23 protein-coding genes and 1 tRNA gene are annotated in these 24,763 nt (G+C 60.0%); 12 read left to right on the top strand and 12 right to left on the bottom strand.

Annotated elements, in window-relative coordinates; translation table 11 throughout:
- Positions 1-38: 38 nt before the first annotated feature.
- The 4 genes from dnaX (at position 39) to KF814_15600 (ending at position 3,425) form a co-directional block, all read left to right on the top strand.
- Positions 39-1,889, top strand: coding sequence for a DNA polymerase III subunit gamma/tau (gene dnaX, locus KF814_15615; protein MBX3237577.1), 1,851 nt, complete (start codon positions 39-41; stop codon positions 1,887-1,889).
- Positions 1,886-2,209, top strand: coding sequence for a YbaB/EbfC family nucleoid-associated protein (locus tag KF814_15610; GenBank protein ID MBX3237576.1), 324 nt, complete (start codon positions 1,886-1,888; stop codon positions 2,207-2,209). Before dnaX ends, KF814_15610 begins: the two co-directional genes overlap by 4 nt.
- A gap of 66 nt (positions 2,210-2,275) precedes the next feature.
- Positions 2,276-2,881, top strand: a complete 606-nt coding sequence (gene recR / locus KF814_15605) for a recombination mediator RecR (GenBank protein MBX3237575.1) — start codon at positions 2,276-2,278, stop codon at positions 2,879-2,881.
- A 136-nt stretch (positions 2,882-3,017) separates the two neighbouring features.
- Positions 3,018-3,425, top strand: a complete 408-nt coding sequence (locus KF814_15600) for a TraR/DksA C4-type zinc finger protein (GenBank protein ID MBX3237574.1) — start codon at positions 3,018-3,020, stop codon at positions 3,423-3,425.
- 27 nt (positions 3,426-3,452) lie between these two features.
- On the opposite strand, the gene KF814_15595 is transcribed toward KF814_15600, so the two are convergent.
- The 4 genes from KF814_15595 to KF814_15580 form a co-directional block, all read right to left on the bottom strand.
- On the bottom strand, positions 3,453-4,214 hold the full coding sequence (locus tag KF814_15595; GenBank protein ID MBX3237573.1) for an outer membrane beta-barrel protein: 762 nt from the start codon (positions 4,212-4,214) through the stop codon (positions 3,453-3,455).
- A gap of 120 nt (positions 4,215-4,334) precedes the next feature.
- Positions 4,335-5,474, bottom strand: a complete 1,140-nt coding sequence (locus tag KF814_15590) for a tetratricopeptide repeat protein (GenBank protein ID MBX3237572.1) — start codon at positions 5,472-5,474, stop codon at positions 4,335-4,337.
- A 140-nt stretch (positions 5,475-5,614) separates the two neighbouring features.
- Positions 5,615-5,944: a hypothetical protein gene (locus KF814_15585; protein MBX3237571.1), complete on the bottom strand. Its 330-nt coding sequence runs from the start codon at positions 5,942-5,944 to the stop codon at positions 5,615-5,617.
- 186 nt (positions 5,945-6,130) lie between these two features.
- Positions 6,131-6,205: transfer RNA gene (locus KF814_15580), tRNA-Val, on the bottom strand.
- 224 nt (positions 6,206-6,429) lie between these two features.
- On the opposite strand from KF814_15580, the gene trmFO reads away from it, so the two are divergent.
- From trmFO to KF814_15545, 7 genes are read left to right on the top strand one after another with little or no spacing between them, the layout of a single operon-like run.
- Entirely contained in the window at positions 6,430-7,746 is a 1,317-nt protein-coding gene (gene trmFO, locus KF814_15575; GenBank protein MBX3237570.1) for a methylenetetrahydrofolate--tRNA-(uracil(54)-C(5))-methyltransferase (FADH(2)-oxidizing) TrmFO, read from the top strand.
- The gene (locus tag KF814_15570) at positions 7,719-8,645 is read left to right on the top strand and encodes a tyrosine recombinase XerC (protein MBX3237569.1); all 927 of its coding nucleotides are present in this window, start codon (positions 7,719-7,721) and stop codon (positions 8,643-8,645) included. Before trmFO ends, KF814_15570 begins: the two co-directional genes overlap by 28 nt.
- Positions 8,646-8,661: 16 nt before the next feature.
- Positions 8,662-9,198 carry an ATP-dependent protease subunit HslV gene (gene hslV / locus KF814_15565; GenBank protein MBX3237568.1) on the top strand — a complete coding sequence of 179 codons (537 nt, stop codon included), beginning with the start codon at positions 8,662-8,664 and terminating at the stop codon, positions 9,196-9,198.
- Positions 9,199-9,209: 11 nt separating this feature from the next.
- Positions 9,210-10,613: an ATP-dependent protease ATPase subunit HslU gene (hslU, locus tag KF814_15560; GenBank protein MBX3237567.1), complete on the top strand. Its 1,404-nt coding sequence runs from the start codon at positions 9,210-9,212 to the stop codon at positions 10,611-10,613.
- A gap of 23 nt (positions 10,614-10,636) precedes the next feature.
- Positions 10,637-11,527, top strand: coding sequence for an acetylglutamate kinase (argB, locus tag KF814_15555; protein ID MBX3237566.1), 891 nt, complete (start codon positions 10,637-10,639; stop codon positions 11,525-11,527).
- Between the two features lie 3 nt (positions 11,528-11,530).
- The gene (locus tag KF814_15550) at positions 11,531-12,397 is read left to right on the top strand and encodes a M28 family peptidase (GenBank protein ID MBX3237565.1); all 867 of its coding nucleotides are present in this window, start codon (positions 11,531-11,533) and stop codon (positions 12,395-12,397) included.
- Complete coding sequence (locus KF814_15545) at positions 12,387-13,115, top strand: hypothetical protein (protein MBX3237564.1); 729 nt, start codon at positions 12,387-12,389, stop codon at positions 13,113-13,115. Before KF814_15550 ends, KF814_15545 begins: the two co-directional genes overlap by 11 nt.
- A 24-nt stretch (positions 13,116-13,139) precedes the next feature.
- On the opposite strand, the gene KF814_15540 is transcribed toward KF814_15545, so the two are convergent.
- On the bottom strand, positions 13,140-13,679 hold the full coding sequence (locus tag KF814_15540; protein ID MBX3237563.1) for a gamma carbonic anhydrase family protein: 540 nt from the start codon (positions 13,677-13,679) through the stop codon (positions 13,140-13,142).
- An 86-nt stretch (positions 13,680-13,765) separates the two neighbouring features.
- Here KF814_15540 and rimO point away from each other — a divergent pair, with 86 nt between their 5' ends.
- Positions 13,766-15,205 (top strand): 30S ribosomal protein S12 methylthiotransferase RimO, encoded by a 1,440-nt coding sequence (gene rimO / locus KF814_15535; protein MBX3237562.1) that lies wholly within the window; start codon positions 13,766-13,768, stop codon positions 15,203-15,205.
- A gap of 34 nt (positions 15,206-15,239) precedes the next feature.
- Here rimO and KF814_15530 read toward each other — a convergent pair whose 3' ends face one another.
- The 7 genes from KF814_15530 to KF814_15500 form a co-directional block, all read right to left on the bottom strand.
- Entirely contained in the window at positions 15,240-16,727 is a 1,488-nt protein-coding gene (locus KF814_15530) for a DegQ family serine endoprotease (GenBank protein ID MBX3237561.1), read from the bottom strand.
- A gap of 103 nt (positions 16,728-16,830) precedes the next feature.
- Positions 16,831-18,234, bottom strand: a complete 1,404-nt coding sequence (locus tag KF814_15525; GenBank protein ID MBX3237560.1) for a heavy metal sensor histidine kinase — start codon at positions 18,232-18,234, stop codon at positions 16,831-16,833.
- Positions 18,234-18,905: a response regulator transcription factor gene (locus tag KF814_15520; GenBank protein ID MBX3237559.1), complete on the bottom strand. Its 672-nt coding sequence runs from the start codon at positions 18,903-18,905 to the stop codon at positions 18,234-18,236. The genes KF814_15525 and KF814_15520 overlap by 1 nt, the downstream gene beginning before the upstream one ends.
- A gap of 74 nt (positions 18,906-18,979) precedes the next feature.
- Positions 18,980-20,110, bottom strand: a complete 1,131-nt coding sequence (locus KF814_15515) for a M48 family metallopeptidase (protein ID MBX3237558.1) — start codon at positions 20,108-20,110, stop codon at positions 18,980-18,982.
- A 6-nt stretch (positions 20,111-20,116) separates the two neighbouring features.
- Entirely contained in the window at positions 20,117-21,385 is a 1,269-nt protein-coding gene (locus KF814_15510; GenBank protein MBX3237557.1) for a DUF898 family protein, read from the bottom strand.
- A gap of 8 nt (positions 21,386-21,393) precedes the next feature.
- Positions 21,394-22,722 (bottom strand): ankyrin repeat domain-containing protein, encoded by a 1,329-nt coding sequence (locus KF814_15505; GenBank protein MBX3237556.1) that lies wholly within the window; start codon positions 22,720-22,722, stop codon positions 21,394-21,396.
- A 194-nt stretch (positions 22,723-22,916) separates the two neighbouring features.
- Entirely contained in the window at positions 22,917-24,572 is a 1,656-nt protein-coding gene (locus tag KF814_15500) for an FAD-binding protein (protein MBX3237555.1), read from the bottom strand.
- Positions 24,573-24,763: the final 191 nt, after the last annotated feature.

Below are 24,763 nucleotides of genomic sequence, written 5' to 3'. Positions count from 1 at the left end.
TCGACAAGCTACGCTTCACGGTGGACGGTCGACGCAGCATGGATTACCAAGTCTCCGCCCGCAAATACCGGCCCGGCACCTTCGATGACGTTGTCGGGCAGGCGCATGTGGTGCAGACCCTCCAGAATGCGATTACCAGCCAGCGTATCGCCCATGCCTTTCTCTTCTCCGGCACCCGGGGGGTGGGCAAGACGACGATGGCTCGGATCCTGGCGAAGGCGTTGAACTGCGAACAGGGTCCGACCGGGACCCCCTGCAATACCTGTCCAAACTGCGCTGAGATCACTCAGGGCACTTCCGTCGATGTAGTCGAGATCGACGGGGCTTCCAATACCAGCGTCGACGATGTGCGGGAGATTCGCGAGAACGTCAAGTTCACCCCGTTTCGAGGGCACTACCGTGTCTACATCATCGATGAAGTGCACATGTTGTCCAATTCGGCCTTCAATGCACTGCTGAAGACATTGGAGGAGCCGCCGCCCCATGTCGTGTTCATTTTTGCCACGACCGAGATTCATAAGATTCCCGCGACGATTCTGTCCCGCTGCCAACACTATAACTTTCGCCGGATCTCCAAAGCCGAGATCGTCCAACGGCTTCGGCATGTCGCCGGGCTGGACAGTCTGTCGATTGAAGATCGCAGCCTGATGGCCTTGGCCCGCGCAAGCGAAGGCAGCATGAGGGACGCCCTCAGCCTGCTGGATCAGGTGATCGCATTCGGCGGTACGACCATCCGGCATCAGGATCTTGAAACGTTGCTGGGTGCGGTGCCACAGGAGCGTGTCAGGGCGATGATCGAGGCCGTGATGGCGCAAGATAGCCGTCAGGGGCTGCAGGTCATTGCCGAATTACTCGATCAGGGCCACGATCTCCGCGCCTATTGCGCCGACTTGGTCGAGTATATCCGCAATATGTTGGTCGCCTCGGTCGTCCCCTCCGAGCAGGACTTGCGTGGATTGATCGAGGCTACAGATGAGGATTTGGCGCAACTGTCAGCCGATGCCCGGCGTTGCAGCGTTGAGCAGGTTCAGGAACTCTTTCGTGTGTTTACCGCTGCGGAGGATAGTCTGCGGTCCAGCGCCCATCCCCGCTTTGTGTTGGAATCCGCTTCGGTCCGGGCAACGCGATTGTTGGGAAGTCGCGACGCGGTCAGTGCCCCGAGCACGGCGGACAGAAGCACGACAGCCCAACAGCCGGCGGCAGACAAGGGAACGACTGCAAAAGCGCCGCTGACGCCCCAGAACCCCAAGTCGACGGGTGCACCCGTTTCAAAGCAGAGTCCCAGCTCCGCTCGACCCGAGGCTCCGAATCGGCCCCTGGTCCAGAAGCCAGTGGTGCCTCGCGAGCCCATTCAGGCCGCGCCCAAACCTACCCAGGCGAAGTCCGATGACATCGTTGGTTCCGTGACGGCTCCGCCTATTCCCGTCCAGTTGGATGCCGAGGCAGCACCGACCTCCCCTGATCCGGTCGAGTTGCATTGGGAGCGATTCCAAGAGGAGGTCACTGCCAACCATCCGAATATCGCGCCATTCCTCGAAATGGGGCGGTTGGTCGGAATCGAAGGGACGTTGGTGACGCTGGCATTTCCCAAGCAGGCAATGGTCGCGCGAGGGATGTTGGAAAAGCCGGACAACCTGCATGCGTTATCGGCGCTGGGTGAACGACTTTATGGCCGGGCCATCCGTGTTCGCGTGATCGAGGCGACCGAGGATGAGAAGAGCGCCCCTCCAACGATGAGGCAGATCCGCGAGGCGAAGGCGCAAGAGCAGCGCCTTGTACTGTTTCAGCGGGCGAAGGCCCACCCACTCGTGAAGCAAGCATTGGAAATGTTCGGGGGGGAATTGGCCGACGTGCGAACGACCTTCCCGACTCAGGAGGTACAGGAATGAAGAATCCGTTCGGCAACATGTCCAATATTCTCAAGCAAGCCCAGGCCATGCAGGAACAGATGGCCAAAATCCAGGAACAGGCGGCGGCGAAAACGGTGTCCGGCACCGCGGGGGGCGGCATTGTCACGGTGACGGTGAACGGAGCCATGGATCTGGTCAGTGTGAAAATCGACCCGGAAGTCGTCAAGGCCGGCGATGTCGACATGCTGCAGGACCTGGTCGTCGCTGCGGGAAACGATGCGCTGAAGAAATCCCGCGAGATGATGGCTGAGGAAATGAAATCGGTCACCGGGGGGATGAAGATTCCGGGCCTGTTCTAGTGCATCCCTCTTGGATACGAGGGCAGCACCCGAAGGAGCGACTCCAGGTCCCAATGATGGAACGTTATGGCTGTTGACCAACAGGGTTTATTGCCGAAGCTTGTGCGGGAATTGGTTCGGCTTCCTGGGATCGGCCAGAAGAGCGCGCAGCGGATTGCATTTCATATCCTCAAGGCGGAACGTGAGGATGCCCTGAGGCTGGCGGAGGCGATCCATGCCGTGAAAGATGGGCTTTCCTTTTGCCGTCAGTGCCGGAACATTGCGGAAGGCGAGCTGTGTGAGTTTTGCCGAGATCCGAAACGCGATCGGAGTAAGATCTTGGTCGTCGAGGAGCCGAGTACGCTCTATGCCATCGAGCGTGCCGGAGGTTTCCGTGGGCTCTACCATGTTCTGCTGGGGACGCTGTCTCCGCTCGACGGAGTCGGACCGTCGGACATTCGTGCAGAAGAATTGCTGGAGCGGGTCAAGACGGGCGAGGTGACCGAGGTGATCGTGGCAACGAATCCCACCATCGAAGGCGAGGCGACCGCGATTTATCTGACTCGACTGCTCAAACCATACAATGTGCTGGTTTCGCGGATCGCCTATGGCATTCCGGTCGGTATGGACATCGAGTACGCGGACGAGGTGACACTTATGAAGTCTATCGAGGGGAGACGGGCACTCTCGTGATAGGCGGCCGGCCGAGGATGGCGATGGTGCCGTTTGCCCAGTCAGATCAGATTGACCCTCACTGTTTGAGGCTGGTATAGTCGACCTGCTAGACGGGGTCTGGAAGCGATACCGGCGTATTATCACCGAGTAGCCGATGAAGACTCGAGTAAAGCGTGCCGCTCCGGTTCGTGCGAAGCGTAGCAAGGCGAACGGGGTCAAGTATCCCGATATTCAGCGGGACTTGGAGCGTCAACGCCAAGCCATTATTCAGGAAGTGGAAGGTGTCCTGACCAAACGGTCGGGCATGGAAAGCTTTCCCGACGTCAGCGACCAAGCTTCCGCGGAAGCTGACCAAAACTTCTCCTTCCGCATTCGCGACCGCGAACGAAAACTCCTAAAGAAGATCGACGAGGCCTTGAACCGGCTCTCTACCGACACCTACGGGGTTTGCGAGCGGTGCGAAGGGGATATCCCCTATAAGCGGCTCAAAGCCCGTCCGGTCACCACCCTCTGCATCAACTGTAAGACCAACCAGGAAGAAGAAGAAAAATCTCGCCGGTAGTGCGCGGCCCTCTCTCCCATCCCCTTCTCAGAAATGCAACGCCGCGCCGGCGCTGATCAAGTTCGTCGACACGGTCCAACGTTCGCTGTACCCCGGCGGAGTGATCGTCGGCGAATAGTCAAATGTGTGCCGTGACCAGATGCGTTTGTATTCCGTGAACAACGCAAGGTTTCGCGTGAGAAAGAACTTCACGCCTGCGATCCCCTGCAGGGCCGGTGCATAGTCGGTCTCTTGAAATCCTCCCGACGACGGATCTGTCAGGTGTGCCCGCTGTACCCCCACGCCACCGCCGATGTAAGGCGACAATCGTCCCTGCGGGAGTTGCGGGGTTGCCGCAAGGGCGTATCGAAAGAGCATATTGACGGTCAGGTTCTGGATGCTGACGTCACGCCCGGACGTAAATATGACACCCGCCAGCTCAAAGCCCGGTTGGCTGACGGTGCCTGAGGCTGGGGCCCTTTGGGGGTGCAGATCTGCAGTGAATCGAGAATAGTCCAATTCGAATCCAACTTGTGGCTGCCAATCGTACTTTTTGGGGAGGTGCCACGCCGAGATCTTGGCTCCCCATGCCCCCGAATCATTCAGATTCACCCGATGAATCGTTCCGTGGAATGGATCGCCGTTGTCCCCGGAGTTGATTTTCATGTCTTCGTTGGAGTGGAAGGCTTTCCCGCCGTACCCGGCGATTGAAAACTCCCATTCGCGTTCCGCCCGTACCTCCTGGACGCTCCACGCAAACAGTATCACGCTGAACCAGCATGCCCACGCGATCAAGCGGTGGTGGCACATTCTGCACTCCCTGGTTGCTTGTAATACTGGTAAGTGTAGCACCTACCGTAGGAAACGCTAGGCGGTGATGCGGGGCGACATGTCGAAGGAGTCGCTACGTAGTGTGTGTGGGTGCGGCTGTCAGCGCTTCAGCTCTTTGACGCGCGCTTGGGCGAGGGCGGACCGGTCGTCCTCCTCGGGGTCGCCCTCGACTAGGGCAAGGTAGGTCTCGTATTCGGTGATGGCACGACGAGGATTGTCCCGCTCAAGGGCTTCCGCCAGATTGAAGCGAGCCCTGGCGTAGTTGGGACGGAGTGTGACGGCTTTCTCGAAGGATGCGAGGGCGTTCTTCTTGTCTCCCAGCTTTCCGTATACGGTCCCAAGATTATTCAGGACTTCCGGAGTATTCGGTCGTAGGGTCAGGGATTGGAGCATCTCAGATTTGGCCTTCTCCAGGTTCCCGGCGGCCTCCCACGACACACCCAGCCGGTGACGCAGTTCCGCCTGCCAGACTTTGTTGGTAAATCCGCTGGCTTCGGCCTTCTGATAGGCATCCAGGGCAATCTTGTCGTTCTTGGCGCCGCAATAGGCCAGTTGGGCTGCTTGTCCTCGTGCGAACTGCTGCAGGGAAGGGAATGGCTCCTTGTCCTCGGCCCCTTGGCTGTCCAGCCGTTGGCCGCCGGCCTGGCCCTCGACATTGCGAAGCCGGTCCAGGAATTCTTTCCGGTAGGGGGAGAACAATTTCACATAGGGGTCGATCGTAAAGGAGGCTTCCAGCAGGCGTTGGTGGCTCCGGTCTCCCAAGACCAGATAGCGCGTGGTGGTCTTTTCGTCCCCGGTTTCGTAGAGCGTGCTGGCCTCCATGTTTTGCCGATCCGCCAGCTGCGCCACGGTCAGATAGAACTCAAGTGCCGGTTTGAGACGCGACAACGTGTAACGAAGCGTCTTATAGGGGCCGAGATCCAACCCCGATTTATACACGAACAACAGTCCGACGAGGGTCCCGTCCTCATCGAAGAAATAGGACTCATCCGCCTTTGTGGCACTGTTGTCTGCCGGAATACGGAGTTCCTCGCCACTTCCCCAGGGTCGCGTCTCTACTATGATGCCGGAGTGTGCCGCGCGGAATGCGGTCTTGGCGTCACAGAGCTTGGTGGACTTCAGAAGATCCAGGTCGGACTCTGAAGGGGGGAGCGGTGGCTTGACAGGCGGCGTCTGGCATCCTGAGACAATCAGCCAACCGGCGGCCACAAAAGTGAGGAATGCGCGTCGACCATGCATGCAGGGTTGGTTGCCTGGTGCGGTTCAGGAATTGCGTTGCTGAGAATATATCAGACGTAGGGGACTGGGAACAGAAGGAGAGCGAGGGGTGGAGCCGCCCCGCCTGCCGGTGGCCCGGAGGCAGGGCGACACAGACGACTCTAACGGCGCTGTGAATCGACCATCGCGTCTTCGGACGTGTAGCCGAAGAGCCGCGGGTTGATCGATGAAAGGGTATACAGCGGACGATTGACGGTGTAGTCGAAGAATTGCCCGACAGGATGCAAGATGAATCCCATCCACCGATAGGGGTTGTCACCCACCGGAGCGGCAGCTGCCGGGTCCGTATAGACCAAGGAGGTGCTGTCCATCGCGCTGTAGATGCTGACCGGAGCATTGTAGCTTTGGTCATTCATCGCAGGCTGCTGGGTGCTGGCGCAGCCAGTGGTGAGGAGAATACCGAACATGAGAGCTGCCATTGTGCCGCGCATACAGTCCCTCTCTTTCTCTCGTGACGGGAGATCGGAAGCTGGAAACAGCTATGCCTGTTGAAAAAAGTCTAGCCGAGGGGGCTGATTCTGTCCAGCCGAAGCGTAATCCCCGAGCCTGCTCGAGGCGCCTAGGAAAATCGATAGGTTAGAGCGGTGGTGCGGGATTCAATGCAAGGGATGAAAGGATGGTGGGCGATACAGGTATCGAACCTGTGGCCTCTTCCGTGTGAAGGAAGCGCTCTCCCACTGAGCTAATCGCCCACGCCGGCGGAGTCTAACACGGTCTACTGAGCCTGTTCAACAAAGAGCGCAGGACTCTCGTTTCCCAATCGCCCACGCCGGCGAATCTTTGTTACAACGACAGTCAGCGGGGGATCGGGCAAGCGCGATGCGGCAACAGGAATCGTGCGGCCGGCATTCCTTGACATCAAGAAAACGTGATTCCTAGAATGGGCGTCTTTTCACCTGCCTGAGGTCATCAGTTCATGCGCGAAGATATTGTAATCATTGGGGGCGGCTTGGCCGGGTCCGAGGCAGCCTGGCAGGCTGCCAACCGAGGGGCCAAGGTCACGCTCTATGAGATGCGACCGAAGGAAGCCACCAAGGCCCATAAGACCGGCGATTTGGCCGAGTTGGTCTGTTCCAATTCCTTAGGGTCGACGGATTCGTTCAGCGCGCCTGGAATCCTGAAAGACGAAATGCGCCGGCTGAATTCCCTGATCATCCGTTCCGCGGAGGAGGCTCGGGTTCCTGCCGGTTCTGCGTTGGCCGTGGATCGTGAGCGATTTGCCAGGGCCATCACTCAGGCGTTGGAAGGCCACCCAAATGTGCGGATCCTTCGTGAGGAGGTCACGGACATTCCTCACGATGCGGTGGTCATCATCGCGACCGGACCTCTGACCTCTGACAAGTTGTCCAAGGCCATTGCCGACCTGACCCACGAAAAGCATCTGTATTTCTTCGATGCCATCTCGCCGATCGTGGACGCCGACTCGATCGATATGACCGTCGCATTTCGGGCGTCGCGATACGGCAAGGGCGGCGATGACTATTTGAACTGCCCGATGGACCAGGCGGCGTACGATGCGTTCTACGATGCGATGATGGCGGCCGAGAAGGTGCAGCCGAAAGATTTTGAAAAGGTGCCCTATTTCGAGAGCTGCATCCCGATCGAAGTGATGGCGGAGCGCGGACGTCAGACTATGCAATTCGGCCCGCTGAAGCCGGTTGGCTTGCAAGACCCTCGCACAGGAACCCAGCCCTACGCCGTCGTCCAGTTGCGGACAGAAAACGTGCACGGCACTTGTTATAACCTGGTCGGCTTCCAAACCAAACTGACCTATCCGGAGCAGAAGCGTGTCTTTCGGATGATTCCTGGACTCGAGCAGGCGGAGTTCTTGCGGTTCGGCAGTCTGCACCGAAACACGTTCATCAATTCCCCCCAGGTCTTGCGCAATACCCTGCAGTCGAAAATGCGAACCAGCCTTTTCTTTGCCGGGCAGTTGGTCGGGGTCGAGGGGTACACGGAATCGGCCGCCATGGGGGGGCTGGCCGGGATCAATGCCGCGAGGGGACTCAAGGAGCTGCCTCTTGTGACCCCACCGCCGAACAGCGCGCATGGTTGCCTTGTCGGACACATTGCCGGAAGCGACCCGAAGCACTTTCAACCGATGAATACGAACTTCGGATTGTTTCCGCCTTTGCCAAACAGGGTGCGTGATAAGGAACAAAAGCGCCGACTGATTCAGCAACGGGCTCTCAAGGATTTCGACGCATGGATCGCGCAATCCGGGCTTTCTTAGGCTACCTCGAAGTGCAACAGGGTGCGTCTCTGCAAACCATCCGTGCCTACGGTTCCGATCTCCACCAGTTCCACCTGTTCGTGAAGGCGGGGCGTAAACCCGTCTCCCCCGCGGCCATTGTTCCCGAACAGGTGCGCGGGTTTCTGGCTTCGTTGGACCGGCAAGGAGAGAAGAAGGCATCCTTGGCGAGAAAGCTCGCCTGTCTCCGAAGTTTCTATCGCTATCTGATCCGAAACGGCGAGGCGAAGGATAATCCGGCGGAAGACGTGAGGGCACCGAAGCTCCCCAAGCACTTGCCCCGCGTGTTGACGAAGGATGATGCCGCCGCTCTGATGGAATTCCCCTCGCCTGGCACCGGGCAGTTTCTGCGTGACCGAGCCGTATTGGAGACGCTCTACTCCACCGGCGCCCGCGTGAGTGAGTTGGCGGGGATGAATGTCGCGGATCTGGACCGGACCCAGGGCATCGTTCGTCTTCGCGGTAAAGGAAACAAAGAGCGTATTGCGCCGATCGGATCCGTTGCCCTAGCGGCGATCACGGAGTACCATGCGCAGGCTTCGGCCGGGGTCGGCCGAGCCTCAGGGCCCATGCAGGGGCAGCGTCCGGTTTTCCAAAACCAGCGCGGGGGGCGGCTGACGGCGAGAAGTATCGCACGTATCGTCGGGCGATACTCGCAGCAGCTTGCGGGCGGTGCCGTCAGCCCGCATACGTTGCGGCATTCCTTTGCGACCCATCTGCTCGACGAAGGGGCCGATCTTCGTGCCATTCAGGAGATGTTGGGGCATGCGTCGCTCAGTACGACTCAGAAATATACCCATTTGGCTACCGACCAGCTGTTGGCTGTCTACGATCGGGCGCACCCACGGGCCGGGAAATCCGCAGGCAACAAGAAGCCGTGAAGGAGAACCATCTCGCATGATCATCCGTTCGACCACCATCCTGGCAGTCAGAAGAGACCATCAGTTGGCGATGGGATGTGACGGCCAGGTGACCGTCGGAACGACGGTCATGAAGCACAATGCCAAGAAGATGCGGCGGATGCACGGAGATCGCGTGTTGGCCGGTTTTGCCGGCGCGACCGCCGATGCCTTCACGCTTTTCGAGAAATTCGAGGCCAAGTTGGCCGAGTACCGCGGCAACTTGACCAGAGCGGCGGTGGAGTTGGCCAAGGATTGGCGGACGGATCGCGTCTTGCGCCGCTTGGAGGCGTTGCTGGCCGTCGCCGATTTGGAGCATTCCTTCATCATTTCCGGCACCGGCGACGTGGTAGAGCCGGAGGATGGGATCCTGGCCATCGGCTCAGGCGGCCCGTATGCCTTGGCGGCCGCCCGGGCGCTCCTGGGCCATTCGTCATTGCCGGCGCGGCAGGTGGTGCAGGAGGCAATGTTGATTGCCGGAGCGATCGACATCTACACGAATCAACAGATTGTGATTGAGGAGTTGTCGCGTTAGGATGCCGACCCATGAGTGCTGAAACACCCTCGTTGCCTGTGAACGTAAACAATTTGACGCCCCGGCAGATCGTCGCCGAGCTGGATCGGTATGTCATCGGTCAGCGGGAGGCGAAGCGCATGGTGGCGATTGCGTTGCGGAACCGATGGCGCCGTCAGCAATTGACGCCGGAATTGCGCGACGAGGTCATGCCGAAAAATATCATCATGATCGGCCCCACCGGCGTGGGGAAGACGGAGATCGCGCGGCGATTGGCCAAGATGGCGGAAGCCCCGTTCATCAAGATCGAGGCCTCGAAGTTTACCGAGGTCGGCTATGTGGGGCGTGACGTCGAGTCCATCATTCGTGACCTGACGGAGCTGTCGATCAATCTGGTCAAGTCCCAGCGGCTCGTCGACGTGCAGCAGCGGGCGGAGCGGATGGGGGAGGAACGGTTGTTGGATCTGTTACTGCCGGGCCCCGCCCCGAAGACGACGCCGGGATTCGTCGATCAGGGCGAAGCGAAGCCGGACACGCCCGACCAGGCGGAGTCCACCGATGCCACACGTTCCAAATTACGGCTGCTGTTGCGGGAAGGTAAACTCGACCAGCGATCCGTCGAGGTCGAGGTCAAGGAACGGTCGCTGCCGGTGGGCGTCGTCTCGAACGTCGGCGGTCTGGAGGACTTGGAAAGCAACCTCCGCGACATGCTGGGCGGAATGTTCCAGGGGAAACGCAAGAAACGATCCATGAAAGTGCCGGACGCGCTCAAGCTGCTCACGCAGGAAGAGGCGCAGAAGTTGATCGACATGGATGAGGTCGTGCGCGAGGCGATTCGAAAAGTGGAGCAAACCGGCATCGTATTTCTGGATGAAATCGACAAGATCGCCGGCCGCGAACGAACCGCCGGTCCGGACGTGTCGCGAGAAGGGGTGCAGCGCGACCTCCTTCCCATCGTGGAAGGTTCCACGGTCAACACAAAGCATGGCCCGGTTCAAACCGATCACATCCTGTTCATCGCCGCCGGCGCGTTTCATGTGGCCAAACCTTCCGACCTGATTCCAGAGTTGCAGGGGCGGTTTCCCATCCGCGTCGAATTGGCCGCGCTCACGCAGGAAGATTTCGTGCGCATTCTGACGGAGCCTCGCGGGGCGCTGGTGCAGCAGTATAGGGCTTTGATGGCGACCGAAGGGCTCACGGTGGAGTTTGCGAAGGACGGGCTGGATCAGATCGCCGCGACCGCCGTCCAGGTGAACGAACGGACGGAAAATATCGGCGCGCGCCGCCTCTTCACGATCATGGAGCGATTGTTGGAGCAGGTCTCCTTCGACGGATCCGACAGCCCCGAGAAATCGATCATGATCGATGCGCGGTACGTGACGCAACGGTTGCAGGATATCGTGAAGGATCAGGACCTCAGCCGGTATATTCTCTGATCGCCGGCCGGAAGGAGCGACGCATGAACAAACTTATCAAGAAAGCCAATGTCCTGATCGAGGCGCTGCCCTACATCCGGACGTTTCAGCGCAAGACCGTCGTCATCAAGTACGGCGGCCACGCCATGACGGACTCGTCCCTCAAGGAGCGGTTCGCGCAGGACGTGGTGCTGTTGAAGTACGTCGGCCTGAACCCGGTGATCGTGCACGGCGGCGGTCCTCAGATCGACAAGATGCTCGATCGGCTCGGGATCGAAGCCAAATTCAAACATGGCGTGCGGATTACCGATCCCGTGACCATGGAGATCGTCGAGATGGTGCTGGCCGGTCGCATCAACATGGAAATCGTTGATCTGCTGAACCGCCACGGCGGCAAAGCGGTGGGGCTCAGCGGTAAGGACGGCGGGCTGATGCTCACGAAGCCGTTGACGGTGAAGGCTTGGGCGGAGAGTCTGGAAAAAGACCTGGATGACGAAGCGGGAGACTTCGGGTTGGTGGGTGACGTGAAATCCGTTGATCCCACGCTGCTGCTCAAGCTACAGGAAGACCATTACATTCCGATCATCGCCCCGATCGGCACCGATCGGGAGGGCAACACGTATAACATCAATGCCGACCTCGTGGCCGGCGCGATTGCCGCCGCCTTGAAAGCGGAAAAGTTGGTGATGTTGACCGACGTGAAGGGAATCCGGGATGCCAACGGCCGTCACCTCTCGACGGTCTCCAGGAAAGACGTGCAGCGGATGGTCAAACGGGGCACGATCAGCGAGGGGATGTTGCCGAAGGTCCATGCCTGCTTGGACGCACTCGCGGGCGGAGTCGGGAAGGCGCATATCATCGACGGGCGAGTGCCGCATGCCATCTTGCTGGAGATTTTTACCCACAAGGGCATCGGCACCGAGATCGTCTCGTAGGTCGTGACGAACCGTCTGCTTGCCCACCTGCGCGCCCTCGTCGGAGAACGGCACCCCCACACGGCTGCTGCTTCCCTGCTCGCCGCCGAAGAGTATCTCAGCGACCAGTTCCAGCGAATGGGATATGAAGTCGAGCGCCATGCCTTTGAAGGTATGGGAGGCGTCTATCGCAATATCGTGGCGGAGCTTCCGGCCGCGGTTCGCCCTTCGGGTCCGCCCCTGTTGGTCGGAGCCCATTATGACACCGTGCCGGGTTCGCCAGGGGCCGACGACAACGCGAGTGCGCTGGCTGTGCTGCTGGAAAGCGCGAGCGTCCTGAGCCGCGAGCCCATGGGGCGCCCCATTCGGTGGATCGCGTTCTGCCTTGAGGAAGAGGATCTGATCGGCAGCCGGGCTTACGCGGCCGCTCTGAAGCGCGCCCATGAACAGCTGGCCGGCGCCATTATTCTCGAATGCGTCGGGTATGCGCGATCGGAAGCAGGGACGCAGATGGCCCCTCCCCACGTTCCCATCGCCGTTCCCACCGTCGGAAACTTTCTGGCCGTCATCGGTAACCAGACTGCCCTTCCGCTCGTCGGCCTGTTGACCGAAGCCGGTCGGCAAACGGTAAGCGAGCTTCCCCTGATTCCATTGGTCGTGCCGGGTCGGGGCGAGCAGTTACCTGATACAAGGCGTAGCGACCATGCGGCATTCTGGGACGAGGGATATCCGGCGATCATGCTGACGGATACGGCCAATTTTCGAAATCCTCATTACCATAAGTCGACCGATACGATTGACACATTGAATCTGGAGTTTGTTGCCCTGGTCACGCGATTGGTGACCGATACGGCGAGACGGTGGGCAGCAGTGGAGCGACATGACACCTAGCACCTGGACGATACAGCCAGCATCGAGACGGGCGGTCAGCGAAGTCTTTGAGCGCCTCGACTACAAGGCCTTGGGCCCCATCTACTGTGACGAAGGAGGCGACGAGTTTTGGTCGGTCAAACGGGAACTCTGTCGCCGGCTGGGGATGCGACTCGGTCGAGCTCTGCTCACTCGACTCGGAAGGAACGGGGCAAGTCTCTATGTGGGAGCTGGTGTGGCCGAGATTCCGCTGGTCGTCCTCGAGCAGCTGGAGTTGGGTCGAACCGTAACCGCGTGCAATCTACGAAAGAATGAAGTGGCGGTGCTGAATCGGGCCTGCCGAGATGTGTCCTGCCGCTTCGAGGCTCGAGACGGCGGCTCTGTTCGGGCGGGCTATGACCACCTGTGGTTGGTGAGCGTGGCGAACGACCCCGAACGATTTCCTGAGCTGTCGGCGCTGTCCTATGGCCGAGCCAACCCGGTGACATTCAACGCGCGGAGATTCCTCCCCGAGCAACGGGCGGTGGCACGCCTCGTCGACCGCTGTCTCAGCCGCTTGAAACTTCCCGGGCTGGTCACGACGACGGTCGAGGAGGCCGTCTGGATCGCCGAGTGGTGTCATCGACATGGGATTCCCTATCACATTGAGGAACGAACGTATCCGTCGCCAACGGTGGGCGATCCCATCTGTTTTGTTGGTCTTGGAACCAAGAGCGGACGGCTGAAGTCCCGACGTTGATCGTCCGACTCGGAAACCGGCAGGCTACACCCAGAAACCCGGGCGGCTTTTTTCAGGTCCGGACATATATTGGCGGGCGTACCGAACGTAGTTCTGCGCCGATTCTCTGATCCAGGCCAGCTCCTCTTCGCTGACCGGGCGCTTGACCTTCGCAGGAGATCCTAACACCAGACTCTTCGGAGGCACGATCGTATTTTCGGTCACGAGGGCGCCCGCGCCGATGACCGAATCCTCGCCGATCACGGCGCCGTCCATAATAATGGCGCCCATCCCGACCAACACGCGGTCCTTCACCGTACAGCCGTGCAGGACGACATGGTGCCCGATGGTCACGTCGTCTCCGATGATGAGGGGATGAGTATCGTGAGTCACATGAAGCATGCATAGGTCCTGGACGTTCGTCCGGTGCCCGATGCGGATGTAATTGACGTCACCTCGGATCACGGCATGAAACCAGGCGCTGCAGTCTTCGCCCATGATGACGTCGCCGATGACCACGGCGGTGTCTTCGATGAAGCAGGACTCAGGGATCGTGGGCTTGATGCCTTGAAACGTGCGGATCATGCGATTGAATCTAGGACAGGCCGACGGGGAATAGCAAGAGCGGAGGTTTGACAGGCTTTTCCGGCGTCTCGTAGACTGCTGGTCGTATGGCGTCCCCTCTCATCAAGCCAGGCCGGCCCACCGCCAAACCGACCATCGGATTCGTCAACCTCGGTTGTTCGAAGAACCAGGTCGACTCCGAAGTCATGCTGGGGACTCTTGTATCCGGCGGATTCGAGCTGACCGGCGACGCCAGAAAAGCGCAGGTGGTCATCATCAATACCTGCAGCTTCATTGAAGAAGCCAAACAAGAATCCATCAATAGCATCATCGAGCATGGGCGTCTGAAAAAGACCGGCTCTTGCCGCGTCTTGATCGCTGCGGGTTGCCTGGCGCAGCGTTACCAGGGCGAGCTGCTGAAGGAGTTGCCCGAACTGGACGGGGTGGTCGGCACCGGAGAATTCGGACGAATCGCCGAGATCTGCCGGAAGTTGCTCGCGCCTACACGGCGACAACAGCGGCTGTGGATCGGTGAACCACCCTATCTCTACGACGCCTCGACGCCTCGAATTCGATTGGGAGCCTTGCACAGTGCCTATGTGAAGATCGCGGAAGGCTGTAACCGGAACTGCGCGTTCTGTGCGATTCCCATCATGCGAGGGAAGCAGCGAAGCCGTCCCATTGAGTCTATCGTGGCCGAAGCCGAACGGCTGGTCGGCGAGGGCGTCAAGGAACTGAATCTCATCTCCCAGGACACGATCAACTACGGGGTGGACCTCGGACTCCGTCACGGGCTCGTCTCGCTCCTTCGTGCTCTGCTCAAGGTCGACGGCGCGCGCTGGATCAGGCCCTTTTATCTCTACCCGCAGCAGGTCACCGAGGAGTTGTTGGACTTGTATGCGGATGAGGCGCGGATCACCAAGTACATCGACATGCCTCTGCAACACATCAACAATGCTATGCTCAAGCGCATGCATCGGCTGGGCGACCGGAAGCACCTCACGGCGCTGGTGGATCGAATCCGGAAGAAGATTCCCGGCGTGTTTTTTCGAACGGCGTTCATTGTGGGGTTTCCTGGTGAAACGGACGCAGCCTTCGATGAGTTGCGGGAATTCCTGGCCGACATGGAGTTCGATCGCGCGGCGGTGTTTCTCTATTCCGATGAGGAAGGAACGTCGGCCATCGATCTTGGCGACAAGGTGGACTCCGATGTCATGGATGAGCGGCGCAACGAGCTGCTGGCGTTGCAGGAATCGATCAGCACGAGGAAGAATCAACAGTATGTGGGCAAGACCCTGCAGGTCTTGATCGACGGTCTGTCCGAGGACTCGGACCGCCTGTTGGAAGCACGGCACGAGGGATTGGCACCTGAGATCGACGGCGTCGTGTATTGCGATCGGGATGCCGGTTCGCCGGGGGACTTTGCGGCTGTGACCGTTACCGACGTGGCTGGGTACGATTTGATCGGGCATCCTGCTCAGGGGCGCGCCTCCTCCCCTGGTCCAACCCTGTTGACCCCCAAGAAACTCGGGCAGGGCTACCGCTGAGGCCAGGCCCCGGCGGTAGCCCTACTCGCCTTGCTCAGATCTTGGCACTGAGATAGAGCGAGGCCCCCCGTCGGTTGACCAGCACGAGCACCTGCTCGGTCTTCTTGAGGCCGCCCGCAACACGGTCATAGTCTTTGGTCGACGCGACCGGCTGCCGGTTGATCTCACGAATGACGTCCCCGGGCATGATGCCGGCCCGTTCGGCGGCACTGTCCGGCTCCACAGTCATCACCACGACTCCCTGTGTCTTACCTTTGAGCCCCAGCTCCTGTGCCGTGTTCCGATCGAGATCCTGGACGGCGAGTCCGGCCAGGGGGTGATCGGTCCCTCCGGTTTCAGCCTTGGCGACTTGGGTCTGCTCAGGAAGTTCCCCGAGGGTGACGGTCAGGTCTTTCTTGCGCCCGTCACGCATCACCGTCACCGACGCGTTGTTCCCTACGGCGGTTCGGGTCACCGCCCGTTGCAACCCGATCGCATCCTCGATGGCGGTCCCCTGATACGTCGTAATGACGTCCCCCTGCTTGAGTCCCGCTCGGTCGGCGGGGCCGTCCTCCTTCACGTCCGTGACGACCGCGCCTTTGCTGTCGCCGAGGCCGAAGGATTTGGCCAAATCAGGCGTCAGATCCTGGATGCCGACACCGAGATAGCCGCGCACGACTTTTCCGGTTTTCACCAGGCTCTCATAAATCGGTTTGCTCATCCCGGTGGGAACGGCGAAGCCCACTCCCTGGTACCCGCCGGATTGAGAAAAGATGGCCGTGTTGATGCCGACCAGCTCGCCCCGCGTGTTCACCAACGCTCCGCCGGAATTGCCGGGATTGATGGCGGCGTCCGTCTGGATGAAGTCCTCATATTGGGTAATACCCATGCGCCCACGTCCGAGTGCGCTGACGATGCCAAGCGTGACGGTGGAATTCAGACCGAATGGGTTTCCGACCGCCAGGACATACTCACCGACCTGCAGTTTCGATGAATCGCCCCAGGGGACGGTGGGCAGATTGCTCCCGTCGATCTTGATCACGGCGACGTCGGTCTTGGGGTCTGTGCCGATGACGCGCCCTTTGAATTCCCGTTTGTCGGGCAGCGTGACGGTCAAGGTGCGGGCGCCCGCAATGACATGGTTGTTGGTGAGGACATATCCATCAGGCGTGACGATGACACCGGAGCCTTGGCCGCCTCCCCTCGGTTCACGCGGCTCTGACGGCGGACCATGCCGTCGAGGCCCGGAGGGGCCCCAGGGCGATCCGAAGAATTCCTCCATGCGGTCCCGCGGGTTCCCCTGGTCCGAGATGCGCTCCGCTCCGGTCGTGACGATATTGACGACGGCCGGGGTGACGGATTTGGCGACATCGGTAAAACCGTTTGTCGGTAAGGCCGACTGCACAGTTGGCTGTTGTGGTTCGACGGTCGGCGACGATCCGGATGCATGCGACATCGTGAGTCCGGCATAGCTGGCGACGAGGGCCGTGCCGACGACGGCCACGGCGAGAAACGTGCCGACTGACTGGGTCATTCGTCTCATAGCTCCCTCCTCTAGATAGACGTTTGATGTGCGGCTGTGACACATCACGCATGAAGGCTAACAATCGGGAATGAGACGAGGATTAAGCCGGGATTAAAAGTGATTAAGATTTGGGGGGCGCGAGCGGGAGAGTGATCGTAAACGTGGAACCTTTGCCCGCTTCGCTTCGGACATCGATTCGGCCGTGATGGGTTTCGACGATCCAGGCGCAGATCGAGAGGCCGAGACCGGTCCCTTTTCTCGTGTGGGCACGGGCTCCATCCGTGCGGAAGAAGCGGTCGAAGATTTGCTTGTGATATTCGGGGGGGATGCCGATTCCGTGATCGGTCACCGCGATTCGGACGTGTCGACCTTCTTGCCGAATGTCGATGTTTACCGTTCCTCCGGTATAGGAATACTTCACGGCATTATCGACCACGTTCAACAGCAGTTCCCGGAGGCGCAACTCGTCGCCCATCACGGTGGCGGGCGAGGACTCCCCCAGGACGACCTCGACGCCGCGCTCTTGCCCAAGCAGGCAAGCCTGTCGTTGGATATCCTCGACAAGAGATTGGAGATTGACCGGCGCGAACTCCATCTTGATTTGTCCCAGATCCGCGCGCGACAAAAACAGCAGTTCGTCCACGATACGGGACATACGGTCGATTTCTTCGAGATTACTTTCGAGCACCGCCACGTATTCGGCGACCGGCCTGGTGCGTCGGAGGACCAATTCGGTTTCACCCTTCATGACCGTCAGCGGCGTCCGCAGCTCGTGCGAGGCGTCGCTGCTGAATTGCCGAATCTGCGCGAAGGAAGTTTCGAGCCGGGCGATCATGTTATTGAACGTGTCGGTAAGCCGGCCGATTTCATCCGCCGAGCGAGGCGGCGTGAGGCGCTGAGTCAGATCGCCGCCGGCAATTCGCTGTGCCGCCACCGTAATCGCGTCCATCGGCCGTAGCGCGCGTCCAGCCAGAAACCACCCTCCCACGAGAGAGACGGCCACCGCCAGGGGCGCCATGATCAACAGCACGATGAGGAATCGGCGCAACGTTTCTTCGACGGCTTCCAGTGTGGTGCCGACTTGAATGATGTAGAGCAGCGAGCCTCGATAAATGATCGGGACGGACACCATGCGCAACGGTGGTTCGTTGGGATACTTGGCGGACTCGAAGATGGTTCGGCCGGTGAAGGCAACTTCCAGGGCATGGCGGCTTAAGGGCACGTCGTGCTGCCGGATGTTCGGGCTCCGGATCGTAATCGTGCCTGTCGGGCTGAAAATCTGAAAGAACTTATCGATCCGGGCGAGTTCAGGAAATTGGCTCAGCAATTCTTCCTCGTCGAGCAAGGGGAGGAATCCGCGTTGCTCGAGGGAGCGCACCGCCGCGGTGGCGGTTTCGTCCAGGGACTCATCCACCTGATCGCGCAGGGTACGGGCCGTAACTGTGTAGAGGATCAGCGAAAATGTGAGCAGGATCAGGGCGAGGGCCGTTCCGTACCAGAGGGTGAGTCTGAGGCGCAGCGGCATCAGTCGACCTTCAGCATGTAACCACTGCCTCTGATGGTATGGATCAGCTTATGCGACCGGCCACGGTCGATCTTGTTGCGCAGATAGTTCACGTAGACGTCGATCACATTGGTAAAGGTGTCGAAGTCCTGGTTCCATACATGTTCAGAGATCATCGGCCGCGTCAACACGCGACCGGCGTGGCGGAGGAAGTACTCCAGCAATGCATATTCCTTGACCGTCAGGTCGATGCGCTGTCCCCCTCGAGTCACCTCGCGCGTGGCGGGATTGAGGATCAGATCGTCGATCTGCAAGACGCCGGGGACATCCGACGTCCCCCGCCGCAAGAGCGCTCGCACGCGAGCCAGAAGTTCGTCGATGGCAAAGGGCTTCGTGAGGTAGTCGTCGGCGCCGGCGTCGAGGCCCTTGACCCGCTGATCGACCTTCGACTGGGCGGTCAGAATCAACACGGGTGTATGGATCTTCTCCTTGCGCAGACGTGTGAGGACTTCCAGCCCCGGCAGCCCCGGCAACATTAAGTCGATGACGATCAGGTCATAGTTCCCGCTGAGAGCCATGTCCAGCCCTTGCGCACCGTTCTCGCAGAGGTCGACGGCGTAGCTCTCCTCTTCAAGCGCGCGCTTGATGAAACACCCGACTTTGGTTTCGTCCTCGACAACGAGAATTCGCATAAGAGCTCGTAGGTGAGGGGATTATACCAGAGGCACTGCAGAGGAAAAGCCCGGGCAGCGGAGCGCGTCCGGTGTCAAGACGGCGTTGTGACGGAGGACTTCTGCTTGATGCGGCAAAGCGCGCGGATGTCTTTCCACTCATCGGTTGAGAACAGTGTGGATGGCCGTGACGAGGTGGTGTCCGCCAGGGTCAGCAGCGTGACGATACGCTGAGCCATTTCGGGATGGGTTTCGAGGAACGCAAAGGATCCGTCATGATCCTTCGACTCCCGCTGCATGATCCCGTAGAACGCGATCATGGCGTTTGAATCAAGCCGAGCAGCCTGCATCATCTTGATCCCTTCGACATCGGCTTCGCTCTCATGGGAGCGGCTGTAGTGAAGGGTGCCGACGGCCCGTGCCCCTTCCAGACCCCAGGCCATTCCGCCGGAAAAATCACCTGATACCGCGGTCAGCAAGAGCGTGCCGGCGGTCTGTTCGAGGATCGCACGCGTGGTGTGCCGGTGATAGACGTGTTGTAGTTCATGCGCCAGTACTCCGGCCAACTGTTCGGGGCTCTCGGTCCGTTCGAGCAGTCCTCGCAACAGCAGCACGTGGCCGCCCGGGGCTGCAAAGGCATTGATCGAGGGGTCGTCGACCACGTAGAGCCGGATTCGATAGGGCGCCCCTGGGACGGTGTCGCCAAGCTTCCGCACGATCTGAGAGAGTTTTTCCAGCCGTTCTGGATCCAGGCACTGTTGGTCTATGGGAGCGATGCGGTCGACCACCTGTTGTCCGAGGCTCTCCTCCCAGGCCACCGGGACGAGAGGTGTGACGGCAGCGGCCACGCCTGGTATGCCCCATCGGTAGAGACCGGCCATCAAGATGATGACCGTCACGGCCGCGGCGATGGTCCAACGCACTCGGGCTTCGCGCCGGGTCGGGTTGTGGAAATGGCCAGCCAGCGACGGGGCCACCTGGTGAATGTGTTTGAGAAACGAGGCGGATGACACCACGACCGTCTCCGGAGGATCATCGCCGCATTCGAGCCGCGCCGTCTCGCCGACATACGTCCCTTGAGTCTGTCGGATGTGGTCGTAAGGCCAAGTCTTGATCTCGCCTGTCGGAATGACGATTTGGAGCGCCTGCGGCGTGATGTGGAGAATGACCGGGAGGCGGGTTGCGCTCCGTCCATCCAAGTAGTGTGCGGTCCAGGATGTTGCCATCAGCGGTTAGTCCATTTCGAAGCCCGTGTCGAGGAGGTTAGACAGGCCTTCTCCTGTGACGGATGATCCGGCCGTTTCCTGAAGGATGTTTTCCAGATTCACCGGTCCCTCGAGGGTGAGGGTCGAGGCAAAGAACCGTGTGTTTCGGATCGTTACCCAGGGCCAGGCGAACCCCACGGTGACCAAGAGCAGCACAGCATTTCCCAGATAAAGGGTGAAGAGCCGTTGCCAGGTGATATTGGAGCGGAATCGAGCCCGGCCGAAGGTGGTGTGGTCCCAAAAATACTTTTGCTTCTTGCCCAGCAGCCAGATCCAGAAAGGCCCCAGGATGAGGGGGATGAGCAACAAGGCCAAGACGGCATTGGCGAGGCCAAGGGCAAAAGTTACAGCGCAGAAACCGAGGACCAGATAGGTGATAAAGAGAGTGACGGCAAACGGAACCACCAAGCCCGATCCGTGGCCAATAAACTGAAACCGCTGATTTCCGAAGTACGTGTGGGAATTCAGAAAGGCTTGTCGTCTGGTTTGGAAGTAGGGGTAATAGGTCCCGAGGGAGAGCGCGGTCAGCAGCCAGCCTTGGCAATAGAGCTTGAGGAAATCCCCCGGCCTGCCTCGGAAGGAGAAGCGGATACCCCGCCAGGAGGTTCTCGTGCAGCGATAACGTCTCGCACTCACGATCGCGATGGGAACGTAGATGAACAGCACCATGCCGGCCAGCCAGCGGATGATGCGTGTTCCCCAGGGGCCCAGGTCAAGGAACTCATGCGCCGCGGTCAAGCCGAAGTATGGAATGCCGAAGACCAGCATGGCTTTGAGGAAGCCAATGTACAGTTCCTTGCCTGTCCCGTGATAGGCGAATCGGTCGCCGGCGAAGGCGGTCTGACTGAACATGTATCGGCGAATCTTTGCCTTGGCCCAGAAGTGATAGAGCCCAAGGGTCAGGATTGTCAGGCAGACGTTCACGATCTGCATTCCGAAGAGCGTCCCGCCGACGCCGTGAAATGAAAGGCCCATACGAGTCGGGCGCTCCGGCGCTTCCGTCTCCGATGTCTCCGAGGGCACCGCGGATAGGACCGCGACAGGCTGGTCGCCGAACCGAGGAGCAAGGGGCGCATCAGTGATTCCCATCACGGCGAAGCGTGCCCCGCACGTGGGGCAGGTGCTGCGCGCAGACGGTTTCAGCTTTGCGGGAGTCCGAACCCGATAGCGGGTCTGGCATTGGTGGCAGTCGATTCGAGGTGTCTCATTGTGCGGGGGGGCAACAGGGTGGGACATCTGGCTTCCTAACAGGCTTTTTGGAACCCGAGGGTGCAGGCTCGTTGCAGGTCGTCCATGAAGCCCTTGGTATTTCCGCTGGCCCGCTTGAAAAATGATCGTTCGTACCAGCCGTGGCCATCCGTGGGTTTGAGTGCCACATACCGCTCCCACAGCGCGAGGCCTTGGTCCCACTGCTTGCGTTGGCCGAGAATCCAAGCCGTATGCCCGTAGGCGTCGATGCGAAACGGATCCATCTCCATCACGGTGCGGAAGGCGATGATTGCCTCATCATGTGAGCCCTTTGCCATGAGGGCCATGCCGCGATTGAAATAGGCGTCGGCATAATCCGGGTCCAACGCCAGGGCTTCCGCATAGGCCATGAGCGCGGCGTCGTAGAGCCCCTTCTTTTGAAGACTGACTCCTCTGGCCTGGTGGGCCTTTGCAGCTTTGAAATCGAGACCACCGTGAAGGCGTAATAATTCGATGATCTCCTGATCCTCGTTTTCCTCGGCCAACTCCAGCGCCGTCTGGCCGTGTGACTTCCGGTTCACGCCGATTCCGAGATCAAGCAACGTCTCAGTCGCCGGCACGTGTCCGTGGCGGACGGCCCGATGGAGCGCGGAATCTCCACAATCACAGGTTGCGGAAATGTTGGCGCCCTTTGCGGCGAGAAGCGCAATGACGTCCGCGTGCCCAAAGTCGGCGGCTGCCAAGAGGGGGGTGAAGCCTTGCATCCCCGTGACGTTTGGATTGGCGCCACGTTGAAGGAGCAGGGTCACGACCTCGACATGGCCTCGTTTGGCAGCCTCATACAGTGGGGTGCGTCCCCTGCGGTTGAGGGCATCGATCTCCACGCCGTCGGCCAACAACGCGCCGGCGGTTTCAAGGTCGCCGCGAGCCGCCGCGAGATGCAGCGAAGTCCAGCCGTTGGAGCGCAGGATGAAGGGGGAGAGGAGTGCTTCATCCACGTCGTAGGGGTCGTGGGTCTCTTGCGCTTGCGTAAGTACCGCTCCTGCCAGAGAGGCGATCATCAGATAGTTCAGGAGGCCGGCCAAAATGGCTACCAGCACCCCAAGGCGCCGCTGCGCGAACGGAATATCCGGGGACATGGCCGGTTCGGCCGGCTCGGTTGGGGGCGGTGCTGGGTGCTTGACTGGCGCCTGGTCGACGGCCTGCGGCAGGAGAATCAAATTATTTCCGCAGGATCCGCAGGGGATCTGTATGCAGTTTCCCTCTCCATTCGACTCATACGGTGTGGCGCTTTGGCAGAACGGACAGTCGACCGTGTAGATCGGGCCGGATGTGTGAGGAAACGAGAGCGCCGTAGATGCGCCGCCTGGGGAAACGGTTGCCATGGTGCCTTCTTACTCTTTGCCCAGGCCGCGGTATGGATGGACGTTTCGAACCGTAAAAGGCCGACTGGGTGACCTGTGAAAAGCATAGCTGAAATCGGTAAGAGCGCAACCAATCGAGGGATGGGGAAAAAGGCAAGGCAACGCCACGAATTACCAAAGAAAACAGCCGGAAATCTGGTGGGAGGCGTCGGAGCCTAGGCCGGCTGAAACCGCGTGATGGTGACGGGAGCGTACTGCACCGCCGGTCCCTCGGGGCGTCGGTAGGCCAGGGTGTGCCGGAGCCAGGCAGCGTCGTTGCGTTTGGGGAAGTCGGATCGGTAATGGGCTCCGCGACTTTCTTCGCGCTGCAGGGCGCTTACAACGATCGTATCCGCAATGTCCACCAGACATTGGAGTTCGAGGGCTTGAATGAGATCCGTATTGAAGATGCGGCCCTTATCCTCGATCCGTACCTGAGTCGCGCGTGTTCTGAGGTGATGAAGGGAGGCCAACGCCTCCTGCATAGATTCCTTGGTGCGGAAGATTCCCAAATTGAGGCTCATGGTCTTGCCGAGATCGTCGCGTACTTGCCAGGAGCGTTCAGGTCCGTCGTTGGCCAGCAAGGAGGTCAGTCGCTGTTCTTCCCGGTGGAGCAGGTCGCTCGACACGGAGGGCACCGCACGATCATTGACGAAGGCCGCTGCCCGGGCACCTGCGCGGCGTCCAAACACAATCGTTTCCAGGAGAGAATTGCCGCCGAGCCGATTGGCTCCGTGGACACTGACGCACGCGCACTCTCCCGCTGCGTACAGACCGGGGCTCGTGGTTTCGCCCCAGCTATTCGTCCGTACGCCGCCCATCTGATAATGGGCTCCCGGACGGATCGGAATCGGTGTTTCGATCGGATCGAGGCCGGCGAACTCCAGGGCCAATTCACGGATTTGCGGCAGCCGTTCAAGGATGCGTGCCCGGCCCAGATGGCGCAGGTCCAGCAGGACGCACCCGTCGACCCCGCGGCCTTCCAGGATCTCCTGTCCGATGGCGAGTGAGACAGTCGAGCGTGTGGCCAATTCCATTTGTTCGGGCGCGTATCGTTTCATGAACCGTTCGCCAAGGGTATTCAGGAGATAGCCCCCTTCTCCTCGGGCTCCCTCGGTGATGAGAATGCCGGTATCCCGTAAGGTGGTGGGATGGAATTGCACAAACTCCATGTCCTGCAACGGCAGGCCTGCACGATAGGCCAGGGCCATCCCGTCGCCGGTATTGATCACGGCGTTCGTGCTGGTGGAGAAGACGCGCCCGCTTCCACCGGTAGCCAGAATGACCGCCTTCGCACGCAGGATTTCAAGGCCGCCGCGCACGAGGTCCCAGGCCACGACGCCGCAGCATTGCCCTTGTTCGATGATGAGGGCGGTGACGTACCACTCCTCGTAGACGCGACATTGCCGTTTGAGCAGTTGTTCATACATGGCGTGAAGCAAGGCATGGCCGGTACGGTCGGCGGCATAACAGGTCCGGGGAAACCCCGCCCCGCCGAACGGCCGCTGGGCGATCCGACCCTCCGGAGTTCGGCTGAAGATTACCCCCAGTCGCTCTAGTTCGAGGATGTCCTGAGGGGCCTCCCGGCACATGGCTTCGATGGCGTCCTGATCGCCAAGGTAGAGGCCACCCTTGGCTGTGTCGTATGCGTGTGCTTCCCAGGAGTCGTCCTCGCCGATGGCGGCGTTGATTCCGCCTTGCGCGGCGACGGAGTGGCTGCGAACGGGGTGGACCTTCGACAGCAACGCGACATCCAGATGAGGAGGGACAGCCACGGCTGCTCGCATCCCAGCTAGTCCGGCGCCGACAATCAATATATCGTGGGTGATCATGGATGACGTTGTCGGATAATTCGTTGTTGTATGTCCGATGACCCGCCGAGGTTACCTCCGGCCAGTATTACCGTACGAAAATGGGGAATACAAGCCGCATGGCTATGGCATAGGATGCTTGGAAAACTGTGTCTCGCGTGGTACGTTATCGCTCGCTGCCTCGTGAGGCCGTACTGATCTCCACCGGGAAT

This window comes from Nitrospiraceae bacterium (genome assembly GCA_019637075.1).
Lineage (GTDB): Bacteria > Nitrospirota > Nitrospiria > Nitrospirales > Nitrospiraceae > JAHBWI01.
This window is presented reverse-complemented; position numbering and strand designations above follow the sequence as displayed.